The following is a 12,368-nucleotide window of genomic DNA, read 5'->3' on the forward strand; positions in this document are numbered from 1 at the left end:
AGTCTAATATTATTGCGATGCCCCCTCCCGCCTTCTCTCTAAAAATGTAATACTTTCAATCACCACTTCAGTTCTATATATTCTCTTTCCTTGTTCATCATCGTAATTACTCGTATGAATACGCCCGGTAATTCCAACAAGTGAACCCTTCGTACAATATTCTGTTACATTTTCAGCCGATTTTCGCCAAACAACACAATTTATAAAATCTACTTGTTGTTCACCTAAACTATTTCGAAAACCTCTATTCACCGCAACACATATCCGTGCATATGCGACTCCTTGTTTTGTGTAGTATAATTCTGGCTCCTTTGTCAATCTACCGATTAATACAACTCGATTCATCATAATTTATACCACCTCACATATTTTTCTTCATTGTAAAGAAAAATGTTGGAAGGGTAAAAAGTACAAAACGGCATGTTTGTAAATAAAAAGTATTACTTTATATCTTACAAAACTAAAAAAGAAACCCTACATAGTTTAAACATGTAAGGTTTCCAAAAATATTATACTTCACTGCAAGATATGTAATATCCTCCGCGAGCCATCTTTATTTCAACGCGGTACAACACACTTTCTAAATAAAAAGTAATCGGTTTAACTTTACTCTCAAATTTTATATGTTCATGACATTCAACCGCATACCCTTCGATAGCTGAAGTAATAACTTGTGATGAAGGATACGTTAAAGCGTCATCTAGTTCTATGAAAAAACTTTTAGAAAATAGTTTTTTCATAATCCCTTTTTTCTCTTTCATCATATTCCATCCCCCTCAATTCAAGTCGCCAACATCCACATTTTCAATTTATCTTTGAAAATAAAAAAATCCTGCACATTTCATGCAGGATTTTTTTATTAGTCATTTTTCGTAAAGTAAGAAACAAAACGAAGAATTTCTAAGTATAACCATACTAGAGTCATCATTAGACCCATTGCACCGTACCACTCCATATATTTTGGAGCTTGGCTACGTGCGCCGCTTTCGATTAAATCGAAGTCTAGTAATAAATTTAATGCAGCAACTACAATAACAACCGCACTAATGATAATACCGATAGTTCCACCTTGGTGAATATATGGAACAGTAACACCGAACATGTTTAATAAGAATACGATTAAATACATAACCATAATTCCCATTGTCGCTGCTATTACACCCGTACGGAATTTATCAGTTACTTTTACTACGCGCGTTGCATATAAAACTAACATCGCAAATAGAATTGAGATTGTTAGTAATACAGCGTTTAAAACAATAGTATCGCCAAATTTCATTGTATAAACCGCTGAAATACTTCCTAACACTACCCCTTCTACCGCTGCATAGATTGGTGCACCAATAGGTGATATGCGCGGGAAGAATATAGACGCAAACGCAACGATTGCCGCAATAACTAAAGCACCAATTAATACTGGCATCTTCATCGTACCTTGCGTCATCTGTATGTATGAATAGACAGACGTTGCAAGCAGCAAGATAAGCATGATAAACGTTTTGCCTACTGTTCCGCCAATAGTCATCGCAGAAGCATTTGCTCCCTCTTTACGGAATGCCTCTTTTTTCAACATTGGATTAGATGTTCTCATTTTTTCCCTCCTAAAATAGGTTCTACCAATAGTGTAAAGTTTTTCTCTTTACTTTTCAATATATGCAGCTTGTTTTTATTTTAAACCTTCAACGATGTCTGATAGTTCACTCCATCTTTCCATCGTTTGTTCTAGCTCTTCTTCTGTTTTCTGCTGTGCTTCAGATAATTCTTGTGCCTTTGTGAAGTCAGATCCAACTTTCGCAAGTTCTTCTCCAATTGACTCAATTTTCTCTTCTAGTTCGGCAATTGTATCTTCAATTGTTTCCCATTCACGCTGCTCATTGTATGAAAGTTTACGTTTACGTTGTTGTTTTGGAGCTTCTTCTACTACTTTTTTCTCTTTTTGAACTTCCGCTTTCTCAATAAGTTCTTTCGTTTTTTCCATTTCTAAATAATCTGTATAACTACCTAGGAATTCACGCACTTCGCCCTCGCCACTAAAGATGAACAATTCATCTACTACTTTATCTAAGAAGTAACGGTCATGCGATACAGTTAAAACGACACCTGGGAAATCTTCTAAATAATCTTCCAGTACTGTTAATGTTTGTGTATCTAGATCATTCGTAGGTTCATCAAGTAGTAGTACGTTTGGTTCTCCCATTAAAATACGTAATAAATATAAACGTCTTCTTTCGCCACCAGATAGTTTACCAAGCGGTGTACCATGTGAATGCGTCGGGAATAAGAAACGTTCTAACATTTGAGATGCACCAATTACTTTTCCATCTGTTGTATGAATAACTTCTGCAATCTCTTTAATGTATTCAATCATACGCTGATTTAAATTCATCTCTTCATTTTCTTGCGTATAATAAGCAACTTTTACAGTTTGTCCTACTTCAACTTCACCACTATCAGGAGATAGTTTTCCTGCAAGCATATTTAATAGAGAAGATTTCCCGCTTCCATTCGCCCCAATAATTCCGATACGATCGCCTGGTTTCACAATATGATTAAAATTATGTAATACCGTCTTATCGCCAAATTTTTTCGTTACATCTTTTAACTCAAGTACTTTCTTTCCTAGACGACTTCCACTTAGTGCAATATCAACTGACTGTTTTGCAGCTGGTCCTTCTTGTCCCTTTAGCTCATCAAAACGCTGAATACGCGCCTTTTGTTTCGTCGAACGGGCTTTTGCACCACGGCGAATCCAAGCAAGTTCACGACGATATAAATTTTGGCGTTTGGATTCTTGTGCCGATTCTTGCTCTTCACGAAGTGCTTTCGCTTCCAAAAATGTACTATAGTTTCCTTCGTAGCTATATAGTTTACCATTATCTAATTCAAAAATACGGTTTGTCACACGATCTAAGAAATAACGATCATGGGTTACAAGTAATACCGCCCCTGTATATCTTGCTAAATATTCTTCTAACCATTCAACTGTCTCATGGTCAAGATGGTTCGTAGGCTCGTCTAAAATTAATAGATCCGGTGTTTCAATAAAACATTGTGCCATCGCAATACGTTTTTTCTGTCCACCAGATAAATTCCCAACAGTTGCAGTAAAATCTGTAATTCCTAATTTCGTTAAAAGAGATTTCGCATTTGCATTTGCTTCCCATGCACTCATTGCATCCATACGTTGCTGCACTGCAAATAATTGTTCCTGTACTTTTTCATTACTCGGATCTTTTTCGATATTTAATAACGATTGTTCATAATCACGAAGAAGACGGATTAAAGGTGTATCACCATGGAACACTTGCTCTAATACTGTTAGTTTTTCATCAAACTCTGGTTGCTGTGATAAATAACTAATGGTGTAACCACGTGAATGCGTCATATCACCTGTATCAGGAGTTTCTAATCCTGCAATAATTTTTAATAATGTCGATTTACCAGTACCGTTTACACCAATAATTCCGACACGTTGTCCTTCTGTAATACTACATGATAATCCATCAAATAACGGTTTTTCTCCATATGATTTCGATAAGTTCTCCACAGTTAACATTTTCATATTTGTGCATTCCACTCTTTCATAAATTGTTCAATAAACTGTTCCATATATCGATGACGAATTTCAGCCTCTTGTTTTGCTGCATTCGTGTTCATCAACTCTTTTAGCTTCAAAAGTTTTTCATAAAAATGATTTAAAGATGGATCATTATTTTTTCTATATTCATCTTTCGTCATCACTTCTCGAGGCGGAATAGTTGGATCATACATTAATCTCCCTTTCGCCCCTCCGTATGCAAATGTACGAGCTATTCCAATTGCACCAAGAGCATCTAAACGATCCGCATCTTGAACAATTCTCCCTTCAAGTGACTCAACTGTGCCACCATGACCGCCCTTGTAAGACATATTGGCGATGATATGAAGAATATGTTTACTTTCCACTTCTTCAACATGTAACTCCTCTAACCAATCAGAAACTTTTTTCATTCCTGCTTCTTCACTCTCATTTAGCTTCTCATCTGCTACATCGTGAAGTAATGCTGCCATTTCAATTATAAAACGATTTCCCCCTTCTTGCTCGGATAAAGAAATCGCCAATTTATGTACGCGTTCAATATGATACCAATCATGCCCACTCGCATCTTTTTCTAAAATATGCTTTACGAAAGTTATTGTTTTTTGTATTTTTTCTTGTTTTATCATTTTATCTTCACCCAGTTACTTATTGTAACACGCCCGCATTTTTTCATCACATATTTTCTTGTCCGCCCATACACTAGGTGGTAGGCATCATTATTAAGGAGGAATCAACATGTTCTATAATAATCAACCGCCTTACCCACAACAACCTTTTCACCCTCAACATCAGGAACAAAGATATGCTGAACAATATGGGGAGCAAGAAACAAAGCATCAAGAGCCTCAATACGAACAAAATCCATACGCAACACCGCAAACTCAAGAAACTGAATATCAACAAAATCCATACGCAACACCGCAAACTCAAGAAACTGAATATCAACAAAATCCATACGCAACACCGCAAACTCAAGAAACTGAATATCAACAAAATCCATATGACACACGTCCAAATTATGAATATCCTCAAAATCCATATGCAGCACCACCAACTCAAGAACAACAATATCAGCAAAATCCATACCCAACTCAGTACATTCAAGAACAACAAAATCCATATGTACCGCAGCGAACCCAAGAACAACAATATCAGCAAAATCCATATACAACTCAGCCACAACAGCCGATGTATCAACCAAACTCCGACCAACGTGTCTCACCACCTGCACCACCAACTATCGATCCGACACAACCACAAATTTTACCGCCTGGTCCAACATTCGATATTACACAGCCACAAATTTTACCACCAGGACCTATTACAGAACCAACACAACAACAAATCCAACAAGTTGTCGGTACACAGTTTTTACCTTTAAAGAAACCTGTACTTGATTTCGTAAAACCTTGGGTAGATTACGGTTTAAATGAAGCGAAACATACATCACACCAACATGCTTTAACAGAAGTTGCTGCGATTATGTTCTTAGTTGGTAAAGGATTCAACCCAACGATTGCTCATTATATTGTGGAATCTTGGGAGAAGAATGAACAGTTTTAGGGTTGTTTATTTTATGTTCAGAAAAACTATAAAAGCGTCGCAAATGCCTGTTATACAAGCATTTGCGACGCTTTTTATTTGTTATATTATATTCTACTTCAAAAGGGTATTTCATATTTTTTCACATGTTTTTATATTATTTGTGAGCAAAATGTGAGCAAATAATAACCTTTTAATTAAACTGTATTAGATCCCCTTGATAAATAGACATTCCCCTTCCCTTTGTTGAACTTGTGTGCGGAATATATCCTCTGGATTCATCAAGTTTTAAATCGCGTCAAAAACGTTGATTTATCAAGGTTTTATAAAAGTGATGTTTCATAGTGATTCATCACTTTTTCTATTTTTGTGGGTGAATTGTGGGTGGTTTCGTGGGTGCCCCCACAAACTGAAACAAACCTAAATAGCTAAGGCTTGTTTCAGTTTTTCATCTGTTCTTTCCTATTTAAAATATCCTCTAAAAAATTCGTTACAGTTCAATGATTTTTCACAATTGAACAAAGCAAGATGTTGTCATCATCTTGCTTTGTTTATATTATCTATTTTACTGCTTAGTAATTATTTATTTCTTTAATAACTGATGGGGGTAATTTTCTTATTTATTAGATTCCTGTACCATGTTCTGAATATGAAATAATATTTTCTTGTTTCAGTGTAGGTGCTGCACTTTTTTCAATACTAGGACTATTTAAACCAAACGATAATACTGCAATACCGATTAGACCCATTAATGTAATTTTAATCTTTTTCATTTTAAACGCCCCTTTTCTTTTAATAAAGTTCTCGCTTCATGACCTAAATGATAATACTCACACGCCTTTTCCTTTGCACCCACATTATACCATTTACCTGCTAGTAGTTCGGTATAAATTTGAACGTCTTTCCACAATTCTTGTTCTTTAAAGTACGAAAGCGCTTTATTTATAATTCCTTCCAATTCCGCTATAGATTCATTATTATTTATACACTCCATAATATTTAGGTGATAAATATATTCTTGATTACAATCCTTCAAGCCCTCTTTAATATAAAAAGCTGCATCATTATGCTGTTTTAATTTAATATGTTCTCGAGCTAATAGGAATATTACCCTTCTTTGATAATGCAATTTTGTATGTTGACACGCTTTATATACTTCTTCTAAATGACGTATAGCTGAATCTGATAAATTTTGTTCGGCATACAGTACTCCTAAATTACTACGAACTTTTAAAACTAGCGATTGTTCATCAAGTGTTTGAAACATATTTAGAGCAGAAATTAGATATTCCTCTGCTAATTCAAATTGTTCTAAAGTAATACAAGCCATACCTAATGTATTTTCACACGCTCCCTTTTTAGTCTCATAGCCTTCATGGCTTGAAAAATAATCGAGAGCTTTTGTGGCATAATTAATAGCTAAAGTAGGTTGTGAAATATAATATTTATATAGCGCAACACGATAATTGTACTCTGCTTTTTCTTTTTCATCGGACATCATATCTAATAAATCACTTGCAGATTCAAGATGTTTTTCTGCACTATTGTAGTTTCCAACTTCTGTTGCATAAATAAATTTAAAGAAATGATAGTAATATTTTAGTAAACCATCTGGCATACCTTTTATGTATTCTAACCCTTCTAGCCCTTTTTCAAAATTCCCCTTTAACATTTGATACCTAAATCTTAACAGGGAGTAATAAATAAAAGAATCTGTATCTTCTTTAACCTTATTAAATATATTATCTGCTTCAATTTTTAAAATACTTGCCTTCTCTATATGCTGAGCAAGCATTTCATGATACCATTCTTCTAATAGCTCATACCCCTTGCTAGTAGTAGAAATTTTTGTCTCCATGTAAATCCCCCTTTTCTAAGATTATTATCTAAATATTATAACAAATCTCCCTATCAAAGCGCATATCATAACAATTACTATTTATTGATAAAAAATTATCAGATTATTCAGTCTTAATCTAGTTATAACACCACCATTCACTTTGAAAATACAATGTTTACATCCTTGGTATGAAGTTGATATGGTTTATTTAGTTTAGGTGGACGATAATATGAAGGTTATAAAATCTATATTTAACGAATTTCGTTTATTAAGTAAAATCATAAATCCTATATTAAAAGCATTGTCTAAAAGTAAATTCTAAACATCTTAACAATAAAAAAAGCCGGCTTAAATAAAGAGCCGGTTTCTTTTGTTATTTCACATATACATAGGCTACATTTATCTCTACATTAGAATTAGATATTTACATTGTTTTCTTTTTATCTCATAATTTTAATTGGGAAAAGTGAGGAAAGAAATGGTTCAAATCAAAGTGACACCTGAAATGCTAGAAGAAGTTGCTAATCGTGCAAGTAATACCAGAATCGCATTAGAATCTATACATAATAATTTATGTAATGAAATTGATCATTTGTGTTTTCAATGGATTGGTGCCTCTAATCAACAATTCATTCAAATGTTCAATGATGCGAGACCAAAAGCTTTTACATCTATCAATTCACTTATACAAGTGGAAGAAGATTTGAAACGAATTGCCGAAAAATTCCGCAATACAGATAATCAAGATGTTACAATGGAAAAAGGTGCAATGTGTGGACCACTATCATCAGAAAAAGAGGGTTTTGATGGTAAAAAACTAGCTAGGGATATAGCGGGTGAAATAAGTGGTGAGTATGATGTTCGTCGTGTTTGGGATGGTATTGATCCATCTACTGGCGAAAAACTTTCGGGATGGGAACGTGCTGGGGCAGGTGTCATGGCTGTAGCCGGCCTTACACCCTTTGGAAAGATAGCTAAAGTAGGAAAAGGAGTTAAAATGACTGCTAAAGCTACTGAGGCTGCAAATACAGCTAAAAAAGTACCTGTTGGGAAAGCCAGCGGGACTAAGTCAATTATTTCATCCGAAATGGAAGAGAAAATTCTTTTGGGACAGAGAAAAAATCCTAATAAAAATGAAATTATTGGAGGACATTCATCAAATATTAAAAATAGTCATCCTAATTATGCTACAGAGACGCTTAAGGTCAATCCAAATGGTACGAAAGATATCAAATATACGACTCAATTCCCTGATGGGAAATTGGCTAAAATAAAAAATAGTACAATATTTCCAGATAGTTGGAGTGATACAAAGATTTTAGATAGTATAACTGATATAGGTAACTCTTCCCCGTTAGGTATTAGAGGGAGAGATGGAGCAACTTTTCATAGGGAAATTATTGACGGCGTAGAAATTGATGTAATAAAAATAGGTGACAATGTGGTTAGTGGATATCCAACAGGTCAAATTAATGCACCATTACCAGGTGGATTTACCAAATAGAGGAGGAACATAAATGTATGAAAAAGTAGATGCAGTATTATCTGAAAATAGCTCAGATAACTACTTCTATGATGATGAATTTATGTATGTACAAGAGTTGATAAGTGAATTTACTGAAAATGATTGGGATAAATTGCTTCAAAATCTAAAGGACAGAGATGATAAATATAAAATTAGATTAGTATATTGTATAGATGAAGATACTGGGATGAATGGATTCAATTTATTACTAGATTTACTCAATGCGAATGATGAATTAGCTGAATATGTAATAGACTCTTTGCGTTCTTTTAACAATGAAGAATATAAAAAAATAATCGCTTCCAACAAGCAAATAATGGATAAAGCAGAGAGTCTACTGAAAAAATCGAGTCTGCCAGTTAAAAGAATTTTAGAAGCATTTTTACAACAAAATACACAGTCTTAGTATTTATATCTTTAGAAACAGAATTGTTTAAACTAAATAAAAACGAACTCTATTATTCGATTGGCGTCAAATAATAGAGGATTGACTAGTAAGTGTATCACCTGAGATTCCCAGAAACGTATGGCGTGAAGCTGAAGCGTCTGAAATAGAGCCTTCACATGAATTGGTTTACTTCTTATGTAATAATGCTTTAGAAGTATTTAATTCTCGTTCTATAGAAAGTGCGAAGTGTGAATGTGGTGAATGTATGGATGTATATAAAATGGTTGATACAATGCCGTTTGATAAGTTTGAAGAGTTAGTTGAGGACAGTATTGTTGTTATTGAATTATATTTATGTCCTTCTTGTAAAAAGTGGAAGCTTAATTTTATTGGTAGAAAAATTCTATATGGGTGAAATCATGTTAAAAAAGCTGAATTAGGAAATTACCTAGTTCAGTTTTTTATTTTAAAGAAAAGTATTATCTATATCTTTCAGCAAACTGTTCTGAATACAAATCAACTAATTTTGTTCTTCCAGAGTCTGAATACATCTTTATATCATATTTCACATACACATAGTCTTCATTTTTGTATTTTATATTTACAATCTCTTCCCTTTCCTACATAATTTCAAAACAGGAATACTTTGAATCTCGATTTGAAAGAATTTTTAAAACAGATTATGTAACAGCACATCGTAAGACAGTTGATTCAGGACGCCCATGGGATTCACCTGAAACTGAGCCAATGATACCTTTTGATGAGCATTTAAAAGTTCCTCTTGATAAAGTTTTTGATTAAGGAGTGTTGAGAACAATGGGAAGATATCCACTAATAGCAATAATAAAAGAAAATGAGGATAAAGAAAATGTGATTTACAGTTTCGGTCCAGATACTGAATCTTGTATGTTAAATCCAGAGCTTTATAGTAGATGGAATTTTAAAGTTGCAAAGAATGCAACTAACCGTGTAGAAGCATTTATTTTACTAGATAATATGCCTGAGAAACATATTTCCTTATTATATAAATGCATTCACAAAATATATGCTCACATAGAAGAAAATGGCGGCATAGAGAATATGAATAACATTGATTTCCCGGAGTATTTCGAGTTTATCGTATAATATGTATCAGTATTAAACGTTTGACATAATAATTGTAAGAAACCCTGTATTAATTCCCATCACAAATAAAATATAATTACGCTCATTGTTTTCCCTTAGGTATTCTTTAATATGTTGTATTTGCTCTGGATCACGAATAGGTTGAACAAAGTTCATAGATCCTCCCTCCCATTCTGCTCTTTTATCTCATATACTTCTAATCTAAGAGCGAAAGCTAGTTTATAAAAAGCATTAGATTTATTTCTTCTATATGTACGTTCACTCATACCAATATCGTTATAAACCATATAATCAAAGACTTCCTCATCTTCCAAATATCGTTTTACAATGATGTCTCGTTGATTTTTGCTAAACCGACTTAATGCTTTATCAATTTGAAAAGATAAACGTTGTAATTTCAATTCTCTTTCACTCATTGCAACATTTGCTAAAGCAACATCTTCAGCTGGATTTCCTAAAATGTTTATTGGACCGTGATATCTTACCTCACAAGAAGTTGTGACCTTCATCTCGTTTCTAATCATCCCAAATTGTCTATAAATACGAACATTTTCTAAAATCTCTTCTAAACGAACCTGTGTTGCTTTGCGGTCAATTTTAGGTAAGAAAGTTAATTGCGTCATATATAAAAACACCCCTTGTCTATTTTATTAATAAAAAACAAAAAAGCGGACACCCAACCACAGAGCAATATTATTACTACTCTTTATGGTTTGATGTCCGCTGCTTCTTCCAGTAGGACTAAATATTTAATTTCATTTATTATACCATTTTCTTTAACGCAATTAACCTATCATTCTATTCAAAGGATTTTTTTATTCAATTCTCTTGTAAATTGTTTTCTTCTATCTCCTGGCTTTCTTCTCTTATTTGACCGATTAATGAAACTACAGAACCAACTGCTTGGATCCAACTCCCCATAATCACTATAAGCTACCCATCATCATCATCATTGTCATTGTCCGTATTTTCCCCCACCTTATCTCGACTAGCTTTCGATTCTTCTATTCCACCTATTGCCTGTAATGAATTACCAGTCGCTTGTAACACATTCCCGACAATGTTATACGATTCATCTATATTGGAACTATCCTCTATTTCCCCACCTATTGATGTAACACCACCTAATGCTTGTATCCAATTTCCTGCAATCACTAATTTTTTTTGTGTTTCATCTTCAAATTCTATAATGAGTCCTGTTGGAACCGTTACATTACCAATTGATTGGATTTCGTTCCCAATCAATTCAAGGGATATTTCTCCTTGTCCATCAGCTTCCAGACCATTCCCGGTTGCCTGTAATACATTCCCCCATACGTTCAAGTCTTTTCTTAATTCGCTGTTCAATCTTTTTAAAGGTGTACTCCCAATCGCAGCAATAATTGTCCCTACTGCAACAAACCAAGCGCCAACTATCTCCTTAATCGGATCATCCATTCTCAATCTACCCCGTCATTAATTTAGTACTTACAGGATATGAATTGACACATCTTCATGTTAATGGCCTACTTCTCTCCCTCCTCGAATAAAATAAATAATTCGGCATAAATATCTATACATCTAGATTATTACCTCTGTATCGAGCAGTTAGACTGGGCTAACTGCTCTTTTATTTGCGACAAAATTAAATTTTTGCATGTAAGATACTTTTTTAATCACTTAGAACAAACCAACCTATATTTTATAAATACATAAGAATTATACTTTTTTACTAGTGTACAAGCCGTATCTTTTAAAGGAAGCACAACATAGAATACAATACAGGACAAGACTTTCAAAAACTTGTCTGAGTTAATTCTCAAAAAGGGGTGAACATAAATGCCTATCGTTAAGCCTTTTATAGCTGGAAGAAGATTTGTAAGTACAGCAGCAACAGGAACTGCCGCTGGAGCGGATTTAACTTTTGCTAACACAGACTTCACTGATGACACTGGTGCTGTAACAACATTCCCTGCTTCTTATGCTTTTTTTACGCTTTATATTAATGGCATTATTCAAACAGGTGACACTATTACTGGTGTGACTACTACAGCTGCTACTATTGTAGGAGGAGCCGTCCTAGATGGAGGTACTCCTATTGCAATTGAATTTACTATAACGTAACTTTAGTTTTCTTTTTAGAGGTTTCATTAAAAGAAACCTCTAATTTAAAAAACTGACATTAACTTTAGTAGCAACTACATAATACAGTGCATATACTAGTATAGAATGATAGGAATTTATACTCCCTCTCCAAAAGGGCACTTATATATAGTGCTCTTTTTTAGCTTCCTCTTTTCTACAAAATGAAATTTTTGTCACCCTCCAATAACCCACAATATATTAACAATTATTTTTTTAGACATTTAAGAAATGATGATAAAATGGC

At 33.9% G+C, this 12,368-nt stretch carries 14 protein-coding genes and 2 pseudogenes; 6 read left to right on the forward strand and 10 right to left on the reverse strand.

Features of this window, described 5'->3' with window-relative positions:
• Nucleotides 1-9 precede the first annotated feature (9 nt).
• From QCI75_RS16250 to QCI75_RS16270, 5 genes are all read right to left on the reverse strand, one after another.
• Nucleotides 10-348 (reverse strand): single-stranded DNA-binding protein, encoded by a 339-nt coding sequence (locus tag QCI75_RS16250; RefSeq protein ID WP_002171706.1) that lies wholly within the window; start codon nt 346-348, stop codon nt 10-12.
• A 161-nt stretch (nt 349-509) separates the two neighbouring features.
• Nucleotides 510-764, reverse strand: coding sequence for a DUF4318 domain-containing protein (locus tag QCI75_RS16255; RefSeq protein ID WP_144507985.1), 255 nt, complete (start codon nt 762-764; stop codon nt 510-512).
• 95 nt (nt 765-859) lie between these two features.
• Nucleotides 860-1,591 (reverse strand): Bax inhibitor-1/YccA family protein, encoded by a 732-nt coding sequence (locus tag QCI75_RS16260; RefSeq protein WP_144507983.1) that lies wholly within the window; start codon nt 1,589-1,591, stop codon nt 860-862.
• 75 nt (nt 1,592-1,666) lie between these two features.
• Nucleotides 1,667-3,562: an ABC-F family ATP-binding cassette domain-containing protein gene (locus tag QCI75_RS16265; protein ID WP_144507981.1), complete on the reverse strand. Its 1,896-nt coding sequence runs from the start codon at nt 3,560-3,562 to the stop codon at nt 1,667-1,669.
• Nucleotides 3,559-4,206 carry an HD domain-containing protein gene (locus QCI75_RS16270; protein WP_144507979.1) on the reverse strand — a complete coding sequence of 216 codons (648 nt, stop codon included), beginning with the start codon at nt 4,204-4,206 and terminating at the stop codon, nt 3,559-3,561. The genes QCI75_RS16265 and QCI75_RS16270 overlap by 4 nt, the downstream gene beginning before the upstream one ends.
• A gap of 109 nt (nt 4,207-4,315) precedes the next feature.
• Here QCI75_RS16270 and QCI75_RS16275 point away from each other — a divergent pair, with 109 nt between their 5' ends.
• Nucleotides 4,316-5,143 (forward strand): hypothetical protein, encoded by an 828-nt coding sequence (locus tag QCI75_RS16275; protein WP_353760833.1) that lies wholly within the window; start codon nt 4,316-4,318, stop codon nt 5,141-5,143.
• Nucleotides 5,144-5,745: 602 nt separating this feature from the next.
• Here QCI75_RS16275 and QCI75_RS16280 read toward each other — a convergent pair.
• Together QCI75_RS16280 and QCI75_RS16285 are read right to left on the reverse strand one after the other, a co-directional pair.
• A complete protein-coding gene (locus QCI75_RS16280) occupies nt 5,746-5,895 on the reverse strand; it encodes a Phr family secreted Rap phosphatase inhibitor (RefSeq protein WP_000721300.1) in 150 nt (49 codons plus the stop codon).
• Complete coding sequence (locus QCI75_RS16285) at nt 5,892-6,980, reverse strand: response regulator aspartate phosphatase (RefSeq protein WP_144507975.1); 1,089 nt, start codon at nt 6,978-6,980, stop codon at nt 5,892-5,894. Before QCI75_RS16285 ends, QCI75_RS16280 begins: the two co-directional genes overlap by 4 nt.
• A gap of 460 nt (nt 6,981-7,440) precedes the next feature.
• Between QCI75_RS16285 and QCI75_RS16290 the strand changes: the two genes are divergently transcribed.
• The 4 genes from QCI75_RS16290 (at nt 7,441) to QCI75_RS16305 (ending at nt 10,000) form a co-directional block, all read left to right on the forward strand.
• Entirely contained in the window at nt 7,441-8,466 is a 1,026-nt protein-coding gene (locus tag QCI75_RS16290) for a WXG100 family type VII secretion target (RefSeq protein WP_353760835.1), read from the forward strand.
• A 13-nt stretch (nt 8,467-8,479) separates the two neighbouring features.
• The gene (locus QCI75_RS16295; RefSeq protein WP_000273070.1) at nt 8,480-8,893 is read left to right on the forward strand and encodes a hypothetical protein; all 414 of its coding nucleotides are present in this window, start codon (nt 8,480-8,482) and stop codon (nt 8,891-8,893) included.
• 247 nt (nt 8,894-9,140) lie between these two features.
• Nucleotides 9,141-9,290: a hypothetical protein gene (locus tag QCI75_RS16300; protein WP_186320993.1), complete on the forward strand. Its 150-nt coding sequence runs from the start codon at nt 9,141-9,143 to the stop codon at nt 9,288-9,290.
• A gap of 401 nt (nt 9,291-9,691) precedes the next feature.
• Entirely contained in the window at nt 9,692-10,000 is a 309-nt protein-coding gene (locus QCI75_RS16305) for a hypothetical protein (protein WP_144508687.1), read from the forward strand.
• Nucleotides 10,001-10,042: 42 nt separating this feature from the next.
• Here QCI75_RS16305 and QCI75_RS16310 read toward each other — a convergent pair.
• From QCI75_RS16310 to QCI75_RS16320, 3 genes and pseudogenes are all read right to left on the reverse strand, one after another.
• A pseudogene (locus tag QCI75_RS16310) lies at nt 10,043-10,156 on the reverse strand (site-specific integrase); the annotation flags it as partial.
• On the reverse strand, nt 10,153-10,623 hold the full coding sequence (locus tag QCI75_RS16315) for an ArpU family phage packaging/lysis transcriptional regulator (protein ID WP_144508688.1): 471 nt from the start codon (nt 10,621-10,623) through the stop codon (nt 10,153-10,155). The pseudogene QCI75_RS16310 and the gene QCI75_RS16315, both read right to left, overlap by 4 nt.
• A gap of 196 nt (nt 10,624-10,819) precedes the next feature.
• Nucleotides 10,820-11,437 (reverse strand): annotated as a pseudogene (locus tag QCI75_RS16320) (DUF6944 family repetitive protein).
• A 381-nt stretch (nt 11,438-11,818) separates the two neighbouring features.
• Here QCI75_RS16320 and QCI75_RS16325 point away from each other — a divergent pair.
• The gene (locus QCI75_RS16325; RefSeq protein ID WP_137058269.1) at nt 11,819-12,103 is read left to right on the forward strand and encodes a DUF4183 domain-containing protein; all 285 of its coding nucleotides are present in this window, start codon (nt 11,819-11,821) and stop codon (nt 12,101-12,103) included.
• Nucleotides 12,104-12,368: the final 265 nt, after the last annotated feature.

Source organism: Bacillus cereus group sp. RP43, from assembly GCF_040459645.1.
GTDB classification, from domain to species: domain Bacteria; phylum Bacillota; class Bacilli; order Bacillales; family Bacillaceae_G; genus Bacillus_A; species Bacillus_A mycoides_C.

What these genes read in the sequence shown, in the direction of transcription:
- QCI75_RS16250 (WP_002171706.1), bottom strand. Translation starts at nt 348, where the DNA reads ATGATGAATCGAGTTGTATTAATCGGTAGATTGACAAAGGAGCCAGAA.
- QCI75_RS16255 (WP_144507985.1), bottom strand. Translation starts at nt 764, where the DNA reads ATGATGAAAGAGAAAAAAGGGATTATGAAAAAACTATTTTCTAAAAGT.
- QCI75_RS16260 (WP_144507983.1), bottom strand. Translation starts at nt 1,591, where the DNA reads ATGAGAACATCTAATCCAATGTTGAAAAAAGAGGCATTCCGTAAAGAG.
- QCI75_RS16265 (WP_144507981.1), bottom strand. Translation starts at nt 3,562, where the DNA reads ATGAAAATGTTAACTGTGGAGAACTTATCGAAATCATATGGAGAAAAA.
- QCI75_RS16270 (WP_144507979.1), bottom strand. Translation starts at nt 4,206, where the DNA reads ATGATAAAACAAGAAAAAATACAAAAAACAATAACTTTCGTAAAGCAT.
- QCI75_RS16275 (WP_353760833.1), top strand. Translation starts at nt 4,316, where the DNA reads ATGTTCTATAATAATCAACCGCCTTACCCACAACAACCTTTTCACCCT.
- QCI75_RS16280 (WP_000721300.1), bottom strand. Translation starts at nt 5,895, where the DNA reads ATGAAAAAGATTAAAATTACATTAATGGGTCTAATCGGTATTGCAGTA.
- QCI75_RS16285 (WP_144507975.1), bottom strand. Translation starts at nt 6,980, where the DNA reads ATGGAGACAAAAATTTCTACTACTAGCAAGGGGTATGAGCTATTAGAA.
- QCI75_RS16290 (WP_353760835.1), top strand. Translation starts at nt 7,441, where the DNA reads ATGGTTCAAATCAAAGTGACACCTGAAATGCTAGAAGAAGTTGCTAAT.
- QCI75_RS16295 (WP_000273070.1), top strand. Translation starts at nt 8,480, where the DNA reads ATGTATGAAAAAGTAGATGCAGTATTATCTGAAAATAGCTCAGATAAC.
- QCI75_RS16300 (WP_186320993.1), top strand. Translation starts at nt 9,141, where the DNA reads ATGGATGTATATAAAATGGTTGATACAATGCCGTTTGATAAGTTTGAA.
- QCI75_RS16305 (WP_144508687.1), top strand. Translation starts at nt 9,692, where the DNA reads ATGGGAAGATATCCACTAATAGCAATAATAAAAGAAAATGAGGATAAA.
- QCI75_RS16315 (WP_144508688.1), bottom strand. Translation starts at nt 10,623, where the DNA reads ATGACGCAATTAACTTTCTTACCTAAAATTGACCGCAAAGCAACACAG.
- QCI75_RS16325 (WP_137058269.1), top strand. Translation starts at nt 11,819, where the DNA reads ATGCCTATCGTTAAGCCTTTTATAGCTGGAAGAAGATTTGTAAGTACA.